Annotated in this window: 14 protein-coding genes; 9 read left to right on the forward strand and 5 right to left on the reverse strand. The window is 70.2% G+C overall.

The window, feature by feature from the left end; translation table 11 throughout:
• The 3 genes from rplL to MTQ12_RS08775 all read left to right on the forward strand — a co-directional run bounded on the left by rplL (position 1) and on the right by MTQ12_RS08775 (position 1,997).
• Positions 1–390, forward strand: a complete 390-nt coding sequence (gene rplL, locus MTQ12_RS08765; protein ID WP_247618302.1) for a 50S ribosomal protein L7/L12 — start codon at positions 1–3, stop codon at positions 388–390.
• 315 nt (positions 391–705) lie between these two features.
• Positions 706–1,437 carry a hypothetical protein gene (locus tag MTQ12_RS08770; RefSeq protein WP_247618303.1) on the forward strand — a complete coding sequence of 244 codons (732 nt, stop codon included), beginning with the start codon at positions 706–708 and terminating at the stop codon, positions 1,435–1,437.
• Positions 1,434–1,997, forward strand: coding sequence for a hypothetical protein (locus tag MTQ12_RS08775; protein ID WP_247618304.1), 564 nt, complete (start codon positions 1,434–1,436; stop codon positions 1,995–1,997). Before MTQ12_RS08770 ends, MTQ12_RS08775 begins: the two co-directional genes overlap by 4 nt.
• Before the next feature lie 65 nt (positions 1,998–2,062).
• Here the strand turns inward: MTQ12_RS08775 and MTQ12_RS08780 are convergent, their stop codons facing one another.
• Together MTQ12_RS08780 and MTQ12_RS08785 are read right to left on the reverse strand one after the other, a co-directional pair.
• Positions 2,063–2,821: an MBL fold metallo-hydrolase gene (locus MTQ12_RS08780; RefSeq protein ID WP_247618305.1), complete on the reverse strand. Its 759-nt coding sequence runs from the start codon at positions 2,819–2,821 to the stop codon at positions 2,063–2,065.
• Positions 2,814–6,734 carry a hypothetical protein gene (locus tag MTQ12_RS08785; RefSeq protein ID WP_247618366.1) on the reverse strand — a complete coding sequence of 1,307 codons (3,921 nt, stop codon included), beginning with the start codon at positions 6,732–6,734 and terminating at the stop codon, positions 2,814–2,816. The genes MTQ12_RS08780 and MTQ12_RS08785 overlap by 8 nt, the downstream gene beginning before the upstream one ends.
• Positions 6,735–6,900: 166 nt before the next feature.
• Here MTQ12_RS08785 and MTQ12_RS08790 point away from each other — a divergent pair, with 166 nt between their 5' ends.
• From MTQ12_RS08790 to MTQ12_RS08800, 3 genes are all read left to right on the forward strand, one after another.
• Positions 6,901–8,235 carry a hypothetical protein gene (locus tag MTQ12_RS08790; protein ID WP_247618306.1) on the forward strand — a complete coding sequence of 445 codons (1,335 nt, stop codon included), beginning with the start codon at positions 6,901–6,903 and terminating at the stop codon, positions 8,233–8,235.
• Between the two features lie 294 nt (positions 8,236–8,529).
• Positions 8,530–12,015 (forward strand): DNA-directed RNA polymerase subunit beta, encoded by a 3,486-nt coding sequence (gene rpoB, locus MTQ12_RS08795; RefSeq protein ID WP_247618307.1) that lies wholly within the window; start codon positions 8,530–8,532, stop codon positions 12,013–12,015.
• Positions 12,016–12,072: 57 nt separating this feature from the next.
• Positions 12,073–15,945 (forward strand): DNA-directed RNA polymerase subunit beta', encoded by a 3,873-nt coding sequence (locus MTQ12_RS08800; protein ID WP_247618308.1) that lies wholly within the window; start codon positions 12,073–12,075, stop codon positions 15,943–15,945.
• Between the two features lie 472 nt (positions 15,946–16,417).
• Here MTQ12_RS08800 and MTQ12_RS08805 read toward each other — a convergent pair whose 3' ends face one another.
• From MTQ12_RS08805 to MTQ12_RS08820, 3 genes are all read right to left on the reverse strand, one after another.
• Positions 16,418–17,233: a zinc-binding dehydrogenase gene (locus MTQ12_RS08805; protein WP_348983866.1), complete on the reverse strand. Its 816-nt coding sequence runs from the start codon at positions 17,231–17,233 to the stop codon at positions 16,418–16,420.
• Between the two features lie 273 nt (positions 17,234–17,506).
• Positions 17,507–18,532: an ATP-dependent 6-phosphofructokinase gene (locus MTQ12_RS08815; protein ID WP_247618310.1), complete on the reverse strand. Its 1,026-nt coding sequence runs from the start codon at positions 18,530–18,532 to the stop codon at positions 17,507–17,509.
• A gap of 164 nt (positions 18,533–18,696) precedes the next feature.
• On the reverse strand, positions 18,697–19,395 hold the full coding sequence (locus MTQ12_RS08820) for a DUF1707 domain-containing protein (protein WP_247618311.1): 699 nt from the start codon (positions 19,393–19,395) through the stop codon (positions 18,697–18,699).
• Between the two features lie 410 nt (positions 19,396–19,805).
• Between MTQ12_RS08820 and rpsL the strand changes: the two genes are divergently transcribed.
• The 3 genes from rpsL (at position 19,806) to fusA (ending at position 22,822) form a co-directional block, all read left to right on the forward strand.
• On the forward strand, positions 19,806–20,180 hold the full coding sequence (gene rpsL, locus MTQ12_RS08825; protein WP_247618312.1) for a 30S ribosomal protein S12: 375 nt from the start codon (positions 19,806–19,808) through the stop codon (positions 20,178–20,180).
• Positions 20,180–20,650 (forward strand): 30S ribosomal protein S7, encoded by a 471-nt coding sequence (gene rpsG / locus MTQ12_RS08830; RefSeq protein WP_137317982.1) that lies wholly within the window; start codon positions 20,180–20,182, stop codon positions 20,648–20,650. The genes rpsL and rpsG overlap by 1 nt, the downstream gene beginning before the upstream one ends.
• 69 nt (positions 20,651–20,719) lie before the next feature.
• Positions 20,720–22,822, forward strand: coding sequence for an elongation factor G (fusA, locus tag MTQ12_RS08835; protein ID WP_247618313.1), 2,103 nt, complete (start codon positions 20,720–20,722; stop codon positions 22,820–22,822).
• Positions 22,823–22,926 lie beyond the last annotated feature (104 nt).

Genomic DNA, 22,926 nt, shown 5'->3' on the forward strand with positions numbered 1-22,926 from the left:
ATGGCTAAGCTCACCCCCGAAGAGCTCATCGAAGCGTTCAAAGAGCTCTCCCTGATCGAACTCTCCGACTTCGTCAAGCTGTTCGAAGAGACCTTCGAGGTCGAGGCCGCCGCTCCGGTCGCCGCTGCCGCCGCCCCTGCTGCCGGCGGTGCCGGTGGCGAGGCCGCCGCCGAGGAGAAGGATGAGTTCGACGTCATCCTCGAGTCCGGCGGCGAGAAGAAGGTCCCGGTCATCAAGGAGGTCCGCGGACTGACCTCGCTCGGTCTCAAGGAGGCCAAGGAGCTCGTCGACGGCGCGCCCAAGGCCGTCCTCGAGGGCGTCAACAAGGAGACCGCGGAGAAGGCCAAGGAGGCCCTCGAGGCCGCCGGCGCCACCGTCTCCCTCAAGTGATCCGGTCCGCCGCGGCCCGTGCGTTCGGGCCGTGAGCGGAGCGCATCCAGCACCGGACCCCGCTGCCCCCGTGGCAGCGGGGTCCCGTGCATTCACCCCTCAATTTTTGTAGGTTCCTGAGAGCGATTCCGCGAGAATCTGCGATCTCAGCGCCGCGGGGACTGCTCCGACGGTCCCGGTGCGGGTAGAATCCGGAGTGCCGATGGATTTGTGCGTGCGGGATCCGTGCGCGGATCCGTGCGTCCGGGATCCGGTGTGTCCGGACCGGCACGCGTCCGCCACATCCCGGACCGCCGCACGCCCTACCGTGGTCGTATGAACCGATCCCGTGCTCGCAGAATCTCCCGCCGCCGAGGTGCCGCCGGCCCCGCGGGTGCCCCCGCTCACCGCGGTGCCGTGGCCCGCCGAGGTGCCACGGTCTCGCGCGGCTCCCGCCGGGGCGCCCCCGCTCTCGGCATCATGGTGCTCGCCGTCCTCTGCCTGAGCGCCTGCGGATTCGTCCCCGATCCACGCCCCACCCCGGAGCCCACGGCCGACTCCTCGACGGAGTCGGGCGCCCCGCAGCCGGTCCCGTCGTCGCTCGATCCTGCGGAGACCGCGCTGCGGATCATCCACCGCGACTCCTCGGTGCCGCCCCGGTACCACCGGAGCTACCGGCTCGACGCGGATCCGAGCGCCGCGAGCATCACCGTCGACTCGTACGGGGCCCACATCGGGCAGGCGCGCGAGCAGATGGACGCCGAGGTCTGGGCGGATGCGATCGCCGCCGCCGAGCGCGCAGTGGTCAGCGATCAGACCTGCGGCGGCGATCCGGTCCCGGCCGGGACGAAGTCGACGACGCTCGAGGTGTGGGTCGGGGACGACCGCCTCCACGTGATCGAAGGCCGGAACACCTGCAACCGCGACGGTCAGGCGTATCCGGTGATCGAGGAGGTCGCTGCGTCGCTGCGCGGACTGTTCGACGAGCAGGCGGTGTTCCGCCCGGACGAGGAGCCGGACCCGAGCGTGTCCGCGATCCCACCGGGGACGGGAGCGCCGAGCCCATGACGCTGCACCACTGCTGCCGGTCCGCAGTCGCCCCGGTGCGCCCGGTCGAACCCGACCCGGAGACCGCAGTCGCCCCGGACATCGACCCCGCCGACGCCGTCATCAGGATCGAATACATCGATGCCGAGCCGGACCCCGCCCGACACCGGAGCTACCGGCTCGAGGCCGACGAGACCGCGGCGCGCGTCCTCGTCCATTCCGCAGGCCGGTGCAACGCCGAGGCGCATCGGACGCTGGACGTCATCGACTGGCAGCACGCGGCGGAATTGCTGCCGACCGTCCACGCATCGCCCGCCGACGCGGACTGCCGACGATCCCCGCAACCGGCGGGGACCCGCTTCTTCAGGCTCGGCGTATGGGAATGGGGAGTGCGGACGGTCGACATCACCGGAAGCAGCACGTGCCGGGCGTCCGACTCGACCTCCCGGAGCATCGGTGCCCTGGCCGAGAGGCTGCTCGCGCTGTTCGACCGGGAAGCGCTGTTCCAGCCGGGTCACGAGCCGGTCCCGGACGCGCCGCGGGTCCGCGCGGTCGTCGACGAGGATCAGCCTGAGCCCTGAGCCCTGACGCCGGAGCTCGACAGGGCAACCGACGCCCCTCGGGGCAGCGCCGCCGACGCCCCGGGTCAGCGCAGCCGGCGCACGCCCTCCGGCAGGTCCGGTGACTCCTCGGCCGTCACCCAGGCGAACGGGGGAGCGGAACGGGCGGGCACCTCGGCCGTGGAGTCGCTCTCCGCCACCGCTGCGATGTCCCCGAGCTGGGCGGCGAGGAACGCCCGGTCGACGGGCTGACCGTGCCCGGGCGCGAACACCTGCGGCTGCGGGAGCGCGAGGAGGGTCTCGAGCGATGCGGCCCACCGCGCCGGGAGCGCGTCGTCGCCGAACTGCGGAGGCGCACCCTCCTCGAGGAGATCCCCGACGAGCGCGACGTCCTCGCACAGGATCACGAGGTCGGACTCGGTGTGCCCGCCGAGCGCGAGGAACTCGACCGTGCAGTCGCCCAGCGACAGCGTCTCGCCGGTGTCGATCGCGGTGACAGGGACGAGGAGATCCTCCGGCGTGGGCAGGTCCGGCTCGTGCTCGAGCGGGACGGCCTCGAGCTGGATCCACGCCGAGGCCCGGTGGTCGCGGACGAATCCGGGTGAGGCGAGGAAGTCGGTCACCCCGGCCGCGGCGAACGCGGCGTTGCCGAAGAAGTGGTCCCAGTGGTCGTGGGTGTTGACCACGGTGAGCGGCAGATCGGTGAGGGCCCGGAAGGCCGCGAGGATCGAGCCCGCCTGGGCCGGGCCCGCGCCGGTGTCGACGACGAGTGCCCGCTCGGAGCCCACGACGAGGTAGGCGTTGAGCTGCACCGGGTCCGAGGTGAAGACGTAGATCTCAGTCATGGGGGCTCCTTCGCGGCGGGGGAGGTCCGGGTGGAGGCGGTGGGCCGGGTCTGCGCGGCGGCTCGGGGCGGTACGGCTGAACGGGACCGCGCGGCGATTCAGGGCTGCGCAGCGGCTCGGGGTCGCTCGGTGGTCCGGGTGGCTGCGACGGCTGCGGACGGGGCGACCACTGCTCATCGGGCCGACCGGCCGATCCCGGAGGCCCCCACGGATACGACTGCTCCGGGCGTACGCCGGAATCGGGGTACGGCGGCTGGGCCGGACCGTTCGGGGCACGGTTGCCCGGGGTCGCTGCGGGCATGCCGCCGGGTCGGCCGTGCGGCGGAACCGGTGGATGCGGTGCCGCCGCTTCCGAAGCGCTGCGCGGTCCCGGCCCGGCGTGGGGGATTCCAGGCCCTGCCTGCGGGGATCCCTGCCCGGGGCGCAGAACCCCCGGCCCGGCGTGTGGGGCTCCAGGCCCAGGGCGCGGCCCCGGCCCTGCCGGCGGCACTCCCATCCCTGCCGGCGGGACTCCCGGTCCCGGCGCCCCCGGACCTCGTGAGTACCCCGGCGCCCCCGGACCGCCCGGGCCACCCGGCACCGGCACCGGCACCTGTCCGTCCCGGGTCTGGCCCTGCGGCCTGCGGAGGAGGAGCCACACCACGACGCCGATGAGCACGAGCGCGAGCACGATGAGCGCGAGCCAGACGAGGTCCCGGAGGAACCACACGATCGCCGCGACCGAGGCGCCGAGACCCCACCACAGCGCCCAGGCCCGCGACCGGACCGCACCGTAGACGAGCAGCGCGACATGGTCGACGAGGAACAGCACCGTGTACCAGCCGCCGTCGACGAGCCCGGCATACACGCCCGCGAGGCTCACGACCGCCGCGGAGATCACCCGACGCAGGGTGCCGCCGAGCGGGATGTCGCCGCGCCGGTCCGCGAGCCGCGCCCAGAGCCAGGCGACCGCGGCGAGGAGGTGGAGATCGACGACGAGGGCGGTCGACACGACGCCGTGGAGGGCGATCATGAGTCCGAGCGCGCCGATGAACGAGGCGGACTCGGGGAGGATCCGGCGGACGGTCCGCTCGTCGACGCGCGCGGTGAGGAGGGCGAGCATGAGCGCCGGGATCGTCACCGAGATGCCGACGGCGAGCTGGGTGACGGAATTGAGCCAGGGCACCTCGACGTCGAGCAGCGGGGTCGCGACGATCGCGGCGACCGCGGCCGCGAACGCCACAGCCAGCGGAGCCGTCGCCGGTTTCCCGCCCGAGGTGAGCACCCAGTAGCACCCGTACCACAGCGCCCACACGACCCAGGCGGACACGACGGCGCGCAGCGCCCCGTCGTCGAACAGCAGACCGGAGAGCTTCGCGACGGCGATCGCCGTCGCCGCTGCCGCCGGGAGGAGCAGCCACTGGTTCCGGTGCACGAGGGTCGCGTGCACTCCGGCGGCGGCGAGCAGCGCACAGGTGATGATGGCGAACAGCGTGGGCGCCTCGATGGCCCGGTACACGGTGAGCACGGTGAGCGCGCCGAGGCCCACCCACAGCGCGATCGAACCGAGCCCCGGACGCACACGCCCGGTGCCCGGGGCGCGGGGCCGCATCCGGTGCCCGAAGACCACCGCCGCATGGAGCAGGAGCAGCCCGCCGGCGGCGGCGAGGGCGAGCACCCCGAGCGCGAGGTCGCTCTCCGGAGCGGGGAACATCGGGACGAGGACGTCGAGCGCGACGACACCGGCGAGGACGAGGGCCATGATCCCGGCATAGCGGGCGCGCCAGCGGCGTCCGGCGCGCAGCAGCAGGACCTCCGCGACGACGACTCCGCCGAGCAGCGCGACGGTGAGCCCCAGACGCACGACGTCGTTCGGGACCGGGGCGATGATGCGCACACCGTCCGCCCCGTACGACGACGACACGGTGATCGCGACCGCGGTGGCGAGCGGGATCGCGCCGGTGAGGAGGAGCGCGGAGCGCACCGCCCAGGCGGCGGCGCACAGCGCCAGGAGCAGGACGAGGTAGCCGGCGAAAGCGATGAGCGGGTGCCCGGCATCGGGTGCGCCGAACGCCGGGGCGAGCAGGGCGCCGCTCGTCACCGCCGACAGCAGCGGGGCGGAGCGGCGCAGGTGGAGCAGACGCCGCCCGCGCTTCGAGGTGATCCACGCCGCGCCCGCGCCGTCGGCGGCGAGCACGAGGACGAGACCCACCATGAGGAGGAGGTACGGCGCGCCGCTCGAGATGGACACCTCGGCATCGCCCACCCCGAGCGCCGCGGCCGTCCAGGGGCCCAGCGTGCAGCCGAGCGCCACCGCCCCGGCGCGCGCCGGCGGCAGATCGAACCGGAGCGCGCTGACGACGAGCAGCACCACGAGGACCACGGTGAGCGCGATCATGCCGCCGGCGAGCGGCCGCACCAGCGGCGAGGCCAGGGAGAACGGCGAGATGAGCGTGGCGATGAACCCGAGCCCGGCGGCGACGCCGAGGACGAACCCGGTGGTGACGGTGCGACGGCGGTGGAGGAGCGCCTCGCCGAGGAACCCGGCGGACAGGGCCAGGGCGGTGAGCACCATGGCACCCGCCTGGGTCGTCGGGGGCTGCTCCGGCCAGAGGCTGCCGATGGCCGCGCCGACGGCCCAGATGAGTGAGGTCGAGAGCGCCAGGCGGGCGATCGGCCCGCGCACCGCCGAGCCCAGGCACCACGCCCCGACGAGGTAGTGGACGCCGAGCACGGCGAACAGCGCGGACCACGCCCACGCGCTCGGGAACGGGTCGACGAACACCGAGGCGGCCACCGCCACCGGCGCGACGACCTCACCGAGCACGAGGTGCGGCAGGACGAAGGCGCGGTCGACCCGTCCGGTGAGCAGGCGGGCTGAGACGGCGAACGCCGTCGCGGCGAGCACGAGCGCACAGAAGTACCAGACCGTCGGAGCGGGGGTGAGCGCCATGAGCGACAGCACGAGGGAGAGGACGAAGAGCAGTCCGAACCAGGTGACGAGCGCCGAGCGCAGGCGGAATGCCGCGAGGCCGTAGCAGAGCACCCCGACGGCGGAGGAGATGAACCACGCCAGCGACGGGCTCGTCAGCGACAACCCGCCGAGCAGCCCGCCGGCGATCGGGACGAGCGCGAGGCCGAGCCCGGTGAGCGCGATGCCGATGGGACGCAGGCGCGGTGCCAGGCCGTGGAGGAGCAGACCGGCGCCGTAGGCGAGGAGCGCGACCGCCCAGATGCTCACGGCCCGCAGCACCGCCGACTGGCTGATCCCGGCGAACACGACCGCCGCCGCGAGGACGAAGAGGCAGGCGACGCCGAGGAGGAGGTTGGGGTACAGCACGCTCCGGTCGGTGCGGGCCCCGACCGCAGGCCGGCCGCCCTGCGGATGACCGGGTGCCGGATGACCGACAGCCGGATGGCCGGGTGCGGGACCGCCGGGTGCGGACTGCGGAGGCACCGGCCGACCGTGCGGTGCACGGCCAGGAGCCGGAGGGCCGGTGACCGGACGACCCGGCACCGGAGGACCGGGCATCGGATGGCCGGGGGCCGAGGCGTACGGCACCGCGGGCCGGCCCGCCCCCGGAGCCCCCGCGCGAGGGGCCGGCATCCCGGGTGCCTGCATGCCGGGGGACCGGTCCCCGGGTCCCTGCGTGCCGGGGTGCGCAGGGGAGCGCGGTGCCGGGGGACCGGCGGCCGGCGCGTCCGCCTGCGGCGCCCAGGGCGGGCGCGGAGGCATCGTGCCGGGCCGGGCGGAGCGGTCCCCGGGGCGACCGGCCGCACGGACGGACCGCGGCCGGGACGACCCGGCGGCTGCGCGGCCCGCGCCGAGGCTGATGAGGGTGGCGATCCCCGCGGCGATGAGCACCGGCAGGGCGACGGCCCAGGAGATCCACAGCCACACGATGAGGTATCCGGGGTCGGCCCCAGTGTCCATGTCTCCTCCGGTCCAGGGAAGGGCGCGGCGATGTGCGACCGCGCCGTCAGCCCGAACCTATCAGCCGCCGGTGCCGCGCCCGCGGTTGTCCACAGCGAACCGCACCTGCGTGGCGACGGTCCCGCCGGGCATCGCTCCGCACGGTCGGCGGTGGTAGAAGTGGAGCATGAGCGCATCCCCGTCATCCGCCTCCGCCGCGCTGCTCGCCCACGCCCGGCCGGCACCGGCCACCGCGCCGGACGACGGCACCCGGCCCGCCGGGTCGGACGACCCCACGCCGCCGACCCCGACCCCGACCTCGACCTCGACCCCGACCTCGACCCCGCCGACCGACGCCGGCCCGGCGGACCTGCGCCTCGTCCGGGCCGTCGACGTCGCTGCCGACCCGCAGCTCTTCGGCGAGTTCCTCGACCACGTGCAGGCGCTCGAGGAGGAAGTGCTCATGGAGAGCATCGGCCTCCCCGAACTCGTCACCACCGCCGCCGAGCGCCGGGCGGGCTGGGAGTCGGACCCCCACCACCGGCGCGATCTCGCACTCGCCGTCGGCGGGGACGCGTGCCTCGGCTGCGCGATCGTCGTCGCCCCGCTCCGGGACAACCTCGACTCCGCGGACGTCGCGGTCGATGTGCTCCCCGGCCTCGTGCCGGAGACCGCCGCCGCGGTCGACGATCTGCTGTGGTCCCACGTCGACGCGGTCGTCGCGGCGGCCGGCCGCACCGTCCTCTACGCCGACGAGCAGCACCCCGACCACCCGGACGACAACTGCTCCGCAACCGCACTCGGGACGCCCGGCGCCCGCCCCGGGGACGGTGTCGAACCCGGCGGAGCCCGCCTCGACCCCGATCGCGGGCCGAACGGCACCCGGCCGCTGCGCCGCCTCGCGCCCGGCCACGGCGCCCTGTTCGCCGACGACCCGGCGGTCCTCCGGCTCGAGTCCCGCGGGTTCCGCCTCGTGCAGATCGAGCGCTTCGCCGTCCTCCCCGTGGGCGACGTCCCCGCGCCCGAGGTGCCCGCCGGCCTCCGCGCGCACAGCTGGGTGGGCGATGCCCCCGCCCACCTCCTCGACGCGCTCACCCACCTCCTCACCGTGTTCGAGGCGACGATCCCGGTGGGGGAGGCCGACTTCGAGCCCGTCGTGTACACCCCGGAGCGCGTCCGCGACGAGGATCGGCTCAACCGGGCCCGCGGCATCACGGCCTACGGGACGGTGCTGCTGCGGGCGGACGACGGCGCGCCGCTGGGCGTCACCGTCTTCCGCGTCGGCGACGGCCGCGAGTTCGGGTTCCAGGAGTACACGGTGACGGTGCCGGAGGCCCGCGGGCGCGGATACGCGGTGCTCATCAAGCGGCTCAACGCCGGCCACCTGCGCGCGAGCGCCCCGGAGGTCGAGCGCGTGTACACGTGGAACGCCGCGGAGAACGCGCCGATGCTCGCGATCAACGACCGCGTCGGCTTCCGGACCCTGGGGATGACCGGCATCTGGCAGCGCGGCGGCAGGTGACCCGTCGTCCCGGAACAGTCCTCACGGGGCCTCTGACCAGGACCGGGACGGGATCGCACGGAAAAATTGAGAGCCTACCACATCCGCACTTGCGCTCCGGGCATTGCAGGTCTAAAGTAGATATTTGCGTTGCTTCGCCTTCGTGGTGCCTTCATATAGCGGTGGGCACATCGGAAATCCCGGCTTGAGCAGACCGTGGAACCCGGATGTGTACGTCACACCTGGTCCCTGCGGTCCTCGACGCCGGCTCAGGTGAAGCCGGACTCAACAGGTGACCCACTCGGAAGGATCCCATTGGCCGCCGCCAACGAAAACACCAGGACCGCTAACCCGCCCCAGCGCATCTCCTTCGCGAAGATCCACGAGCCGCTCGAGGTACCCAATCTGCTCGGACTGCAGACCGACAGCTTCGACTGGCTGATCGGCAACGAGGCGTGGCAGGACCGCGTCATCGATGCCACCGAGCGCGGGGACGATTCCGTCGCCACGACCGCCGGTCTCGAGGACATCTTCGAGGAGATCTCGCCGATCGAGGACTTCTCCGGATCGATGTCGCTGTCGTTCCGCGAGCACCGCTTCGAGCCTCCCAAGTACTCGATCGACGACTGCAAGGAGAAGGACATCACCTACTCCGCTCCGCTGTTCGTCACCGCGGAGTTCATGAACAACAACACCGGTGAGATCAAGAGCCAGACGGTCTTCATGGGTGATTTCCCGCTCATGACCGAGCAGGGCACCTTCGTCATCAACGGCACCGAGCGCGTCGTCGTCTCGCAGCTCGTCCGGTCCCCGGGCGCCTACTTCGAGTCGACCCCGGACAAGACCTCCGACAAGGACATCTTCACCGCGAAGATCATCCCCTCGCGCGGCGCCTGGCTCGAGTTCGAGATCGACAAGCGCGACCAGGTCGGCGTCCGCCTCGACCGCAAGCGCAAGCAGTCGGTCACCGTGCTGCTCAAGGCCCTGGGCTGGACCGAGTCGAAGATCCTCGAGGAGTTCGGCGACTTCGAGTCGATCCGCGAGACCCTCGCGAAGGACACCGTGTCCACGCGCGAGGAAGCCCTCATCGACATCTACAAGAAGCTCCGTCCGGCCGAGCCCGCGACGGTCGAGGCCGCCGAGGGGCTGCTCAACAACCTCTACTTCAACCCCAAGCGCTACGACCTCGCCAAGGTCGGCCGCTACAAGGTCAACCGGAAGCTCGGCATCGACCGGCCGCTCTCCGACTCCGTCCTCACCACCGAGGACATCGTCGCGACGATCCGCTACATCGTGTCCCTCCACGCCGGTGCGGACACCATGCCCGGCGTGCGCGACGGCCAGGAGATCGACCTGCGCGTCGCGCTCGACGACATCGACCACTTCGGCAACCGCCGCATCCGCGCGGTCGGCGAGCTCATCGAGAACCAGGTGCGCACCGGCCTGTCCCGCATGGAGCGCGTCGTCCGCGAGCGCATGACCACGCAGGACGTCGAGGCGATCACCCCGCAGTCGCTCATCAACATCCGTCCCGTCGTGGCCGCGATCAAGGAGTTCTTCGGGACCTCCCAGCTCAGCCAGTTCATGGACCAGAACAACCCGCTGGCCGGGCTGACGCACAAGCGCCGCCTGTCCGCGCTCGGTCCCGGCGGCCTGTCGCGTGACCGCGCCGGCATGGAGGTCCGTGACGTCCACCCGTCGCACTACGGCCGCATGTGCCCGATCGAGACCCCGGAGGGCCCGAACATCGGCCTCATCGGCTCGCTCGCCTCGTACGCGCGGATCAACCCGTTCGGCTTCATCGAGACGCCGTACCGCAAGGTCGAGAACGGTGTCGTCACCGACGCCACCGAGTACCTCACGGCCGACGACGAGCTCGAGTACTCGATCGCCCAGGCGAACGCCCCGCTCACCGACGACCAGAAGTTCGCCGAGGACTACGTCCTCGCGCGTCCCAAGGGCGGCGGCGGCGAGGCCGAGCTGCTCCCGGCCGACGAGATCGACTTCATGGACGTCTCCGCGCGCCAGATGGTGTCGGTGGCGACCGCGCTCATCCCGTTCCTCGAGCACGACGACGCCAACCGCGCGCTCATGGGTGCGAACATGCAGCGCCAGGCGGTGCCGCTCGTCCGCAGCGAGGCCCCGCTCGTCGGCACCGGCATGGAGTACCGCGCCGCGGTCGACGCCGGTGACGTCATGGTCGCGACCAAGGCCGGCGTCGTCACCGACGTGTGCGCCGACTATGCCACCGTCCTCAACGACGACGGCACGACCATCACGTACCGGGCGGAGAAGTTCCGCCGCTCGAACCACGGCACCTCGTACAACCAGCGCATCCTCGTCGACGAGGGCGACCGCGTCGAGGTCGGCGCCGTGATCGGCGACGGCCCGTCGACCGAGAACGGCGAGATGGCGCTCGGCAAGAACCTCCTCGTGGCGTTCATGTCCTGGGAGGGCCACAACTTCGAGGACGCCATCATCCTGTCCCAGCGCATGGTGCAGGAGGACGTCCTGTCCTCGATCCACATCGAGGAGCACGAGGTCGACGCGCGCGACACCAAGCTCGGCGCCGAGGAGATCACCCGGGACATCCCGAACATCTCCCCGGAGGCGCTGGCTGACCTCGACGAGCGCGGCATCATCCGGATCGGCGCGGAGGTCACCGACGGCGACATCCTCGTCGGCAAGGTCACCCCCAAGGGCGAGACCGAGCTCACCCCGGAGGAGCGCCTGCTCCGTGCGATCTTCGGCGAGAAGTCGCGCGAGGTGCGCGACACCTCGCTCAAGGTGCCCCACGGCGAGTCCGGCACCGTCATCGCGGTCAAGGAGTTCGACCGCGAGGACGACGACGAGCTCGCTCCCGGCGTCAACCAGCTGGTGCGCGTCTACGTGGCGCAGCGCCGCAAGATCACCATCGGCGACAAGATGGCCGGCCGCCACGGCAACAAGGGTGTGATCTCGAAGATCCTGCCGATCGAGGACATGCCGTTCCTCGAGGACGGCACCCCGATCGACATCATCCTCAACCCGCACGGCGTGCCGCGCCGGATGAACATCGGACAGGTGTTCGAGATCCACCTCGGGTGGGTCGCCAAGCAGGGCTGGAAGATCGAGGGCAACCCCGACTGGGCCAAGGAGCTCAAGCACTTCCACTTCTCCCGCGAGGCGGAGCCGGGCACGAACGTCGCCACCCCGGTGTTCGACGGCGCCCACGAGGAGGAGCTGCGCGGACTGCTCGACTCGACGTACCCCAACCGCGACGGCGACCGGCTGATCGACAGCTCGGGCAAGGCGCGGCTGTACGACGGCCGCTCCGGCGAGCCGTTCCCGTACCCGGTGTCGGTGGGCTACATGTACATCCTCAAGCTCCACCACCTCGTCGACGACAAGATCCACGCGCGCTCGACCGGACCGTACTCGATGATCACCCAGCAGCCGCTGGGCGGCAAAGCGCAGTTCGGCGGTCAGCGATTCGGCGAGATGGAGGTGTGGGCGCTCGAGGCGTACGGCGCCGCGTACACCCTGCAGGAGCTGCTGACGATCAAGTCCGACGACATCCCGGGCCGCGTCAAGGTCTACGAGGCGATCGTCAAGGGCGAGAACCTGCCGGATCCGGGCATCCCGGAGTCCTTCAAGGTGCTCATCAAGGAAATGCAGTCTCTGTGTCTCGACATCGAGGTCCTGTCCTCGGACGGCATGCAGGTGGAGATGCGCGACTCCGACGAGGAGGTCTTCCGCGCGGCCGAGGAGCTCGGCATCAACCTGTCCCGTCACGAAGCCAACACCGTCGAAGAAGTCTGATACTTACGAACGCGAACCGACGATCGTGCGCGATCGTCACCGAGAAAGAGGATTTACGTGCCTGACGTCAATTTCTTCGATGAGCTGCGGATCGGCCTGGCCACTGCCGACGACATCCGCCGCTGGTCGCACGGCGAGGTCAAGAAGCCCGAGACCATCAACTACCGCACCCTGAAGCCGGAGAAGGACGGCCTGTTCTGCGAGAAGATCTTCGGACCGACCCGCGACTGGGAGTGCTACTGCGGCAAGTACAAGCGCGTGCGCTTCAAGGGCATCATCTGTGAGCGCTGCGGGGTCGAGGTCACCCGGGCCAAGGTCCGCCGTGAGCGGATGGGCCACATCGAGCTCGCCGCGCCGGTCACCCACATCTGGTACTTCAAGGGTGTGCCCTCCCGCCTGGGCTACCTGCTCGACCTGGCGCCGAAGGATCTGGAGAAGATCATCTACTTCGCCGCGTACATGATCACCTGGGTCGACGAGGACTCCCGGCACCGGGACCTGCCGACCCTGCAGAACCAGATCGACGTGGAGAAGAAGCAGCTCGTCGACCGTCGCGACGCCGACATCGACCGGCGTGCCCGGAAGCTCGAGGAGGACCTCGCCGCGCTCGAGGCCGAGGGAGGCACCGCCCAGGCCAAGAAGAAGCTCCGCGACCAGGCGGAGCGCGAGATGGCGAACCTCCGCAAGCACTCCGAGCGCGACATCGACCGCATCGAGAAGGTCTGGGACCGGTTCAAGAACCTCGCCGTGTCCGACCTCGAGGGCGACGAGTCGCTCTACCGCGAGATGGTCGAGCGCTTCGGCATCTACTTCTCCGGCGCGATGGGCGCCGAGGCGATCCAGAAGCGGCTCCAGGACTTCGACCTGGAGGCGGAGTCGGATGCGCTGCGCGAGCTCATCAAGACCGGCAAGGGACAGCGCAAGACCCGGGCGCTCAAGCGCCTCAAGGTCGTCAACGCGTTCCTCACCACCGACAACACCCCTGAGGGCATGGTCCTCGACGCGATCCCGGTGATCCCGCCGGAGCTCCGCCCGATGGTGCAGCTCGACGGCGGCCGGTTCGCGACCTCGGACCTCAACGACCTCTACCGCCGGGTGATCAACCGCAACAACCGCCTCAAGCGCCTGCTCGACCTCGGCGCCCCGGAGATCATCGTCAACAACGAGAAGCGGATGCTCCAGGAGGCCGTCGACTCGCTGTTCGACAACGGCCGCCGCGGCCGGCCGGTCACCGGGCCGGGCAATCGCCCGCTCAAGTCGCTGTCGGACATGCTCAAGGGCAAGCAGGGCCGGTTCCGCCAGAACCTGCTCGGCAAGCGCGTCGACTACTCCGGCCGCTCGGTCATCGTCGTCGGCCCGACCCTCAAGCTCCACCAGTGCGGTCTGCCCAAGACGATGGCGCTCGAGCTGTTCAAGCCCTTCGTCATGAAGCGGCTCGTCGACCTCAACCACGCGCAGAACATCAAGTCCGCCAAGCGCATGGTCGAGCGCCAGCACCCGCAGGTGTGGGACGTCCTCGAAGAGGCGATCACCGAGCACCCGGTGCTGCTCAACCGCGCACCGACCCTGCACCGCCTGGGCATCCAGGCCTTCGAGCCGCAGCTCGTCGAGGGCAAGGCCATCCAGATCCACCCGCTCGTGTGCTCGGCGTTCAACGCCGACTTCGACGGCGACCAGATGGCCGTGCACCTGCCGCTGTCCGCGGAGGCGCAGGCCGAGGCCCGCGTGCTCATGCTGTCGGCGAACAACATCCTCAAGCCCTCCGACGGCAAGCCGGTCACCATGCCCAGCCAGGACATGATCATCGGCATCTACCACCTGACGAGCGAGCGGTCGGGCGCCGAGGGCACCGGACGCGAGTTCTCCTCGATCGCCGAGGCCATCATGGCCTTCGACCGCGGCGAGCTCGACCTCGGAGCGAAGATCCGCGTGCGGATCGACGACATCGTCCCGAACGAGTCGATGACCATGCCCGAGGGCTGGGAGCCGGGCACGCCGGCCGTCGTCGAGACGACGCTGGGCCGTGCGCTGTTCAACGAGACGCTGCCGGCGGACTACCGCTTCATCGACGCCACCGTCGACAAGAAGATGCTGTCGAAGATCGTCAACCGGCTCGCCGACTTCTACCCCAAGGTCGAGGTCGCCGCGACGCTCGACAACTTCAAGTCCACCGGCTTCTACTGGGCCACCCGCTCGGGTCTGACGGTCGCGATGTCCGACATCGTGTCCCCGGACGCCAAGGAGGGCATGCTCGCCAAGGCGGAGGACCTCGCGGCCAAGGTGCAGGAGCAGTACGACTTCGGTGCCCTGACCGACGACGAGCGCCGCAACGAGCTCGTCAAGATCTGGTCGGAGACCACCGACGAGGTCGATGATGCGATGCAGAAGAACTTCCCGGAGAACAACTCCGTGCTGCGCCTCGTCGAGTCCGGCGCCTCGGGCAACTGGACGCAGGTCCGGCAGCTCGCGGGTATGCGAGGCCTGGTGACGAACCCCAAGGGTGAGATCATCCCGCGTCCGATCAAGTCGAACTACCGCGAGGGCCTGTCGGTGCTCGAGTACTTCATCGCGAGCCACGGAGCCCGCAAGGGACTCGCCGACACCGCGCTGCGGACGGCGGACTCGGGCTACCTCACCCGTCGCCTCGTCGACGTGTCCCAGGACGTCATCGTGCGCACCGAGGACACCGACACGACGAAGGGCCTCACCCTGCCGATCGCGCAGGAGGGGCCGACCGGGGAGCTCGAGGTCCACGAGTTCGCGGAGACGAGCCTGCACGGCCGCCTCACGGTGTCCGACATCACCGACTCCGACGGCACCGTGCTGTACCCGGCGAAGACCGATGTCACCGTCGAGGTCGTCGAGAACCTCGTCGCCCACGGCATCCGTGAGATCAAGGTGCACTCCGTGCTCACCGCCGACTCCGACGTGCAGATCTCGGCCGTCCACTACGGACGCTCGATGGCCACCGGCCAGCTCGTCGACATCGGCGAGGCGATCGGCACGGTCGCCGCGCAGTCGATCGGCGAGCCCGGCACCCAGCTGACGATGCGCACCTTCCACACCGGCGGCGTGGCCGCCGGCGGCGGGGGCGACATCACGCAGGGTCTGCCGCGTGTGACCGAGCTGTTCGAGGCGCGCACGCCCAAGGGCTTCGCGCCGATCGCCGAGGCCACCGGTCGGGTCAAGATCGACGACTCGCGCAAGACGCGCTACGTCATCATCGTGCCCGACGACGGGGCCGAGGAGATCGAGCACGCAGTGGGCCGCCGCTCGCAGCTGCTCGTCGAGGACGGCCAGCACATCACCGCCGGTGAGAAGCTCGTCCAGGGTGCTGTCGACCCCAAGCAGGTGCTCCGCATCCGCGGTCGCCGGGAGGCCGAGCGTTTCCTCGTCGACGAGGTGCAGAAGGTGTACCGCTCGCAGGGCGTGGGCATCCACGACAAGCACATCGAGGTCATCGTGCGCCAGATGCTGCGGCGTGTCACCGTCATCGAGTCCGGCGACACGACGCTGCTCCCCGGCGAGCTCGTGGACCGCGGGCGGTACCAGGCGGAGAACCGGCGGATCGTCGCCGAGGGCGGCACCCCCGCCTCGGCGCGCGACGAGCTCATGGGCATCACCAAGGCCTCGCTCGCGACCGAGTCGTGGCTGTCGGCGGCCTCCTTCCAGGAGACCACCCGCGTGCTCACCGAGGCCGCTCTCGAGGGCAAGTCGGATCCGCTGCTCGGCCTCAAGGAGAACGTCATCCTCGGTAAGCTCATCCCGGCCGGAACCGGAATGCACAAGTTCCGCGACATGGTCGTCGAGCCCACCGAGGAGGCCAAGCAGGAGATGTTCAACAACTCCTACGGCGACTTCTACCCGAGCCTGACCGGCGAGGGCGCGGCGATCCCGCTCGAGGACTACGACTTCGGAGCGTTCAGCTGAGCTGAGCCCCCGCGGTCATCGGACCCGCACGAAGCGCAGGACCCGGAGAGAATCTCTCCGGGTCCTGCGATCATTCACGGGTCCTGCCGGGCGCACTGTGCTGGGAGCCCGGTGCACCGTGCTGTCGGAAAGCCGACCCGGCGCCGACCGCCGGCACTCCGGCCACCGGCACTCCGGGACGCCGATCACCGTCGAGCGGTCACAGAACCTCGAAACCTCGCGAGGGATCGAGGATCTGTGACCACTCGATGGGCGATCCCCGGGGCGCCGGCCGAGCGCGGGTGCGCGACTCGGATGAAGCTGCGTGCCGCGGACGAGGCGCCGACACCGCAAGGACGCGCACGCCCGCAGAGCCGCGCACGCCCGCAGAGCCGCTCACGACCTGCAGAGCCGCTCACCCTGCAGAGGCGCACACCCTGCAGAGACGCGCAGGACCCGGAGAGAATCTCTCCGGGTCCTGCGGCAGCGCGGGTCAGTAGAGTGCGACGAGCCGTCCGACGACCTCGCCCTTGGCGAGCTTGTCGAGGCCGTCGGGGATGTCCTCGAAGGCGATGGTGGTGAGGGTGGGCTCGAGCTCACCGGTCGCGAGGTACTCGTACACCCCGGCGATGTCCTCCTTGGTGCCGCCCTGCGAGCCGATGAGGGTGACCTCGGAGAGGATGAGCGCCTTGGTCGAGATCGTCGCCTTGAGCCGGCCCATGCCGACCTGCACGACGATGCCGCCGCGGCGCACGGTCTCGATCGCCTCGGCGGTGGTGGTGCCGAAGCCGGCGTAGTCGATGATCGCGTCGAACTCGACGTCGGAGAACTCGCTGATCGACTTCGCGACGCCCTTGGCGCCGTTCTTCTTCGCGGCGTCCCAGACCTTCTCGTTCACCTCGGCGACGTAGACCTCGGCGCCGGCGAGGATCGCCACGCGCGCACCGATCTGGCCGAGCCCGCCGAAGCCGATGACGCCGATCTTCTTGCCGGGGCCGGCCTGGCCGTTGGTGATGATCGCGTGGTACGAGGTCATGCCCGCATCCGTCGCGGCCGCGCCCTGCTCCCAGGACACGCCGTCGGGGATCGGCACGAGCGCATTCGCGTCGAAGGCGATCTTCGGCTGGAAGCCGCCGTCGGCGACGTAGCCGGGAGCGCCGGCCGGGGTGGTCGGGCAGACGCCCACCCGGTCACCGACCTTGACGTTCGTCACGCCCTCGCCGAGCTCGGCGACGACGCCGGCGTTCTCGTGGCCGATGGTGATGGGCTGCTTGGCCAGCGTGGACAGCCACCCCTCGTCCTCGAGCAGACCGACATCGGAGTTGGCAGAGGCCCGCGGCCTTCATCTCGATGACGACCTGGCCGGGTCCGGCCTTCGGCTCCTCGACCTCGCTGAGGACGAGGAGCTCGTGGGTGTTCGTGAACTGCCATGCCTTCATGGGGCACCGCCTTCCTGTGCAGAGGTCCCGGTGGACGGGGTGACGCACCGGGAATCGGATGATTCCACCACAAGCCTCGGCGCATATGAGGGCCGAGGGGTTCGCGGTGTGATCCTCGTCCTATCAGGAGGCGGCGGCAGCGCTCAGCCGAGCAGCACCTGCACCTCGTCCCAGCGGTTCCGGGGGACGAGCTTGAGGTTGTCGACGGCGTCGGCCATCCGGACGCGGGTGATGTCCGTGCCGTCGAGCGCGGCCATCTGGCCCCAGCCCTCGTCGAGCACCGTATCGACGGCCGCCATCCCCAGGCGGGTCGCGAGCACCCGGTCGTAGGCGGTGGGGGAGCCTCCGCGCTGCAGGTGGCCGAGGATCATCGCCCGGGTCTCGATCCCCGTGGCCTCCTCGATGAGCGGGGCGAGGTGGTCGCCGATCCCGCCGAGGCGCACCCGCCCGTGCTTGTCGGTGCCGCGGTCGGCGACCTGGTCCTCGACGCCCTCGGGCACGAACCCCTCGGCGACGACGACGAGCGGCGCGCGCCCGCGGTCCCAGGCCGAGCGCACCCAGTCGAAGATCTGCTCGTAGCTCACCGGGAACTCGGGGATGAGGATCGCATGGGCGCCGCCGGCCATCCCTGCCTGCAGGGCGATCCAGCCGACGTTGCGGCCCATGACCTCGAGCACCATGCAGCGGTGGTGGGAGTCGGCGGTGGTGCGCAGTCGGTCGATCGCCTCGGTGGCGATCGACTGGGCGGTGTCGAAGCCGAAGGTGTAGTCGGTGCCGTCGAGGTCGTTGTCGATGGTCTTGGGCACGCCGACCACGGGCATCCCCTCGTCGTCGGCGAGCCGGGCGGCGCCGGCCAGCGTGCCCTCGCCGCCGATCGCGATGATCGCATCGATCCCGCGGCGCTCCATCACGGTGCGCATCTGCGCGGGGCCGCCCTGGGAGTACGGGTGGGTCCGCGAGGTGCCGAGGATCGTGCCGCCGCGGCCGGACAGGCCGCGCACGTCGACCATGTGGAGCGGGTGGGTGTCGTCCTCGAGGAGTCCGCGCCAGCCGTCGCGGATCCCGGTGAAGGAGAAGCCGTGGGCCCGGATCCCCTTGCGCACCGCACCGCGGATGACGGCGTTGAGGCCGGGGCCGTCGCCGCCCGAGGTCATGATTCCGATGTTCATCTGTTCTCCTTCGGTCGTGCGTAGATCGGTGCAGTCGTGCGCGGATCTGTGCTGGACGGGCGTCGGTGGTGCCGGTCCCGGGCCCGGTCAAGTGTCGTGCGGCTCTCATGCGGGCCCGGGTCGGGGATCCGGCGGCAGACTATCGACGCCGGATGAGCAGGAGGTTACGAGCGGGAGATCGCGCGCGCCCAGCCCGGGTCGATCTTGACGTCGTGGCCGGCCATGAGGCTGAAGCCGGTGAGCACGAGCGTGCCGTTCGAGCCGTCGCCGCGCGCGCCCTTCTTGATGTCGTTGCCGGCCAGGACGTTGATCGTGCGGTCGATGATCCGGACCCCGCCGGGGACGTAGATCGTGTTGCCTCCCATGAGTGCGTAGCAGTCGACCGTGATCTCCACCCCGGGTCCGAACGGGTCGGTGAGGTAGAGATCGTCGCCGCCCATGACGCAGTAGCTGCGGACGGCGGGCGTGCCCGGGGCGACCTCGATCTCGCGGCCGCTGAGGATCGCCACGGAGTTCTCCTCCGGGCCGAACCCGGCACGCGCGGGGACCACCTCGCCCGCGCCCGAGGTGCGGGCCGGGACGATCGGGCCCGCACCGGACGCCCCGGGGCCGTCGGGGCCCGTGCCGAGCTGCCGCTGGATCCGCAGGGTGAGCTCGGCGCCCTCCGGCAGGTCGGCGATCGGCTCGAGGAGCTCGTCGAGGAACTTCGACCCCACGACGACCGTCTGCCGCTCGTCGACCTCGAGGGGATCGAGGCGCCCGGAGGCGTGCGCGGCGGCGAGCACGTCGAGGACGGCGTCGCGGTCCTGGTCGCCGGCCCGGATCCGCCGCGGTGCGGGCTCGGTGGGGGAGTCGGGGGTCATGGACCCAACTCTAGGGCAGGACCCGGCGGCCCACCACAGACGGGGTGCGCCCGTGTTTTGACCGATGGAACCCGCACCGTCTACGCTTGACCGTGTCTGATTTCTTTCAGGCATGTCCGCACGCCCGCGTGTGGGCCGGGCCGTCGGGACCGTACTTCGGCGGCGCACACCGGACCACCGCATGGGCGAGCAGGCCGCACAGTCCACCTGCACCACCGGTCGGGCGCGGAGCCGTGAGCTCGCGACACACCCGACCTCGGGGTGAGAGGGGCCGTGCGTGGACTGGGATCGAGCAGGTCGCTTCATTCGATTCCAGTGGGACATGTGCGAGGGGTACGGGCAGGGTCCGCACCGGCGGCACCCGCGCCCTCGGACTTAGGAACAGCGAGAAGCAAACGGAGAAGAACTCAGTGCCGACAATCCAGCAGCTCGTCCGCAAGGGACGGCATGACAAGGCCGCGAAGAACGCGACGCCTGCCCTCAAGGGCAGCCCGCAGCGCCGCGGTGTGTGCACGCGTGTGTACACCACCACCCCCAAGAAGCCCAACTCGGCGCTCCGCAAGGTCGCCCGCGTGAAGCTCTCCAGCCAGATCGAGGTCACCGCCTACATCCCCGGCGAGGGCCACAACCTGCAGGAGCACTCGATCGTGCTCGTCCGCGGCGGTCGTGTGAGGGACCTCCCCGGCGTCCGCTACAAGATCGTGCGCGGCTCGCTCGACACCCAGGGAGTCAAGGGTCGTCAGCAGGCCCGCAGCCGCTACGGAGCCAAGAGGGAGAAGAAGTAATGCCACGTAAGGGCCCCGCACCCAAGCGCCCGGTCGTCATCGACCCGGTCTACAGCTCGCCGCTGGTCACCCAGCTCATCAACAAGATCCTCCTCGACGGCAAGCGCTCCACCGCCGAGCGCATCGTCTACGGCGCGCTCGCCGGCGCCGGCGAGAAGACGAACACGGATCCCGTCGTGCTGCTGAAGAAGGCGCTCGACAACATCCGTCCCTCGCTCGAGGTCCGGTCCCGCCGCGTCGGCGGTGCGACCTACCAGGTGCCGGTCGACGTGCGCCCCGTGCGCGCCACGACCCTCGCCCTGCGCTGGCTCGTGGGCTACTCGCGGCAGCGCCGCGAGAAGACCATGACCGAGCGTCTGCAGAACGAGATCATGGATGCCAGCAACGGCCTCGGCGCCGCCGTCAAGCGGCGCGAGGACACCCACAAGATGGCCGAGTCCAACAAGGCCTTCGCCCATTACCGCTGGTGACCTCCGGGCCGGGCGGACCACCGTCCGCCCGGCCGGTACACCCAGTCATCGAGACGAGAGAGAGACACCGTGGCACTCGACGTGCTGACCGACCTCAACAAGGTCCGCAACATCGGCATCATGGCCCACATCGACGCCGGTAAGACCACCACCACCGAACGCATCCTGTTCTACACCGGTGTGAACTACAAGATCGGCGAGACCCACGACGGCGCCTCGACGATGGACTGGATGGAGCAGGAGCAGGAGCGCGGCATCACCATCACCTCGGCTGCCACGACCTGCTACTGGGAGGGCAACCAGATCAACATCATCGACACCCCGGGGCACGTCGACTTCACCGTCGAGGTGGAGCGCTCCCTGCGCGTGCTCGATGGCGCCGTCGCCGTGTTCGACGGCAAGGAGGGCGTGGAGCCCCAGTCGGAGACCGTGTGGCGCCAGGCCGACAAGTACAACGTCCCGCGCGTCTGCTTCGTCAACAAGATGGACAAGCTCGGTGCGGACTTCTACTTCACCGTCTCCACCATCAAGGACCGTCTCGGTGCGAAGCCGCTGGTCATCCAGTTGCCGATCGGGGCGGAGAACGACTTCGCCGGAATCGTCGACCTCGTCGAGATGAAGGCCTGGATCTGGCCGGACGAATCCCAGAAGGGTCAGGACATGACCGAGACGGAGATTCCCGCCGACCTGGTCGAGCGCGCCGAGGAGTACCGCAACCAGCTCATCGAGGACGTCGCCGAGGCGGACGAGGAGCTCATGGAGAAGTACCTCGACGACGGTGAGCTCACCATCGACGAGATCAAGTCCGGTATTCGCAAGCTCACCATCGCCTCCGAGGCGTTCCCGGTGATGTGCGGCTCGGCGTTCAAGAACAAGGGCGTCCAGCCCATGCTCAACGCCGTCATCGACTACCTCCCGACCCCGCTCGACGTCGAGGCCGTCGAGGGCCACCCGGTGGGCGACGAGGAGACCGTCGTCACCCGCGAGCCCTCGACCAGCCAGCCCTTCTCGGCTCTCGCGTTCAAGGTCGCGACCCACCCGTTCTTCGGCTCGCTGACCTACGTCCGCGTGTACTCGGGCAAGGTCGCCTCCGGCGCCCCGGTGCTCAACACCACCACGGGCAAGAAGGAGCGCATCGGCAAGCTCTTCCAGATGCACTCCAACAAGGAGAACCCGGTGGAGGAGGCCGTCGCCGGCCACATCTACGCGTTCATCGGCCTCAAGGACACCACCACCGGTGACACCCTGAGCGACCCGAACGATCCCGTCGTGCTCGAGTCGATGAGCTTCCCCGATCCCGTGATCTTCGTGGCGATCGAGCCCAAGACCAAGGGCGACCAGGAGAAGCTGTCGACCGCGATCCAGAAGCTGGCCAAGGAGGATCCCACCTTCACGGTCAACCTCAACGACGAGACCGGTCAGACCGAGATCGGCGGCATGGGCGAGCTGCACCTCGACATCCTCGTCGACCGCATGAAGCGGGAGTTCAAGGTCGAGGCGAACGTCGGCAAGCCGCAGGTGGCCTACCGCGAGACCATCCGCCGCAAGGTGGAGAAGGTCGACTACACCCACAAGAAGCAGACGGGTGGATCCGGCCAATTCGCGAAGGTCCAGGTCACCTTCGAGCCGCTCGAGGTCACCGGTGAGACGATCTACGAGTTCGAGAACGCCATCACCGGCGGCCGCGTGCCCCGTGAGTACATCCCGAGCGTCGACGCCGGCATCCAGGACGCCATGCAGATGGGCGTGCTCGCCGGCTACCCGCTGGTGGGAGTCAAGGCCATCCTGGTCGACGGCGCCTACCACGACGTCGACTCCTCGGAGATGGCGTTCAAGATCGCCGGCTCGATGGTCCTCAAGGAGGGCGTCAAGAAGGCGAACCCGGTTCTGCTCGAACCGCTCATGGACGTCGAGGTCCGTACGCCCGAGGAGTACATGGGCGACGTCATCGGCGACCTGAACTCGCGGCGCGGACAGATCCAGTCGATGGAGGATGCATCGGGCGTCAAGGTCGTCCGCGCGTTCGTCCCGCTCTCGGAGATGTTCGGCTACATCGGCGACCTGCGGTCGAAGACCCAGGGCCGCGCCGTGTACTCGATGCAGTTCGAGAGCTACTCGGAGGTCCCGAAGGCTGTTGCCGAGGAGATCATCCAGAAGGTCCGCGGAGAGTAATCTCCGCCCCCAGTCTGCGCGGGCTGCCCGGCCCGACGGCTTATGAATATCCAACCCAGGCGTAGGATGTGAACCGCACATCCTGCACCACCCACGAGGAGGAA

This window comes from Brevibacterium sp. R8603A2, assembly GCF_023072605.1.
Taxonomy (GTDB): Bacteria; Actinomycetota; Actinomycetes; order Actinomycetales; family Brevibacteriaceae; genus Brevibacterium; species Brevibacterium pityocampae.

Excerpts from the sequence above, each read along its gene's own strand:
- MTQ12_RS08785 (WP_247618366.1), bottom strand. The coding sequence starts at position 6,734 with ATGGACACTGGGGCCGACCCCGGATACCTCATCGTGTGGCTGTGGATC.
- rpsG (WP_137317982.1), top strand. The coding sequence starts at position 20,180 with ATGCCACGTAAGGGCCCCGCACCCAAGCGCCCGGTCGTCATCGACCCG.
- MTQ12_RS08775 (WP_247618304.1), top strand. The coding sequence starts at position 1,434 with ATGACGCTGCACCACTGCTGCCGGTCCGCAGTCGCCCCGGTGCGCCCG.
- MTQ12_RS08770 (WP_247618303.1), top strand. The coding sequence starts at position 706 with ATGAACCGATCCCGTGCTCGCAGAATCTCCCGCCGCCGAGGTGCCGCC.
- rplL (WP_247618302.1), top strand. The coding sequence starts at position 1 with ATGGCTAAGCTCACCCCCGAAGAGCTCATCGAAGCGTTCAAAGAGCTC.
- MTQ12_RS08780 (WP_247618305.1), bottom strand. The coding sequence starts at position 2,821 with ATGACTGAGATCTACGTCTTCACCTCGGACCCGGTGCAGCTCAACGCC.
- MTQ12_RS08815 (WP_247618310.1), bottom strand. The coding sequence starts at position 18,532 with ATGAACATCGGAATCATGACCTCGGGCGGCGACGGCCCCGGCCTCAAC.
- MTQ12_RS08820 (WP_247618311.1), bottom strand. The coding sequence starts at position 19,395 with ATGACCCCCGACTCCCCCACCGAGCCCGCACCGCGGCGGATCCGGGCC.
- MTQ12_RS08790 (WP_247618306.1), top strand. The coding sequence starts at position 6,901 with ATGAGCGCATCCCCGTCATCCGCCTCCGCCGCGCTGCTCGCCCACGCC.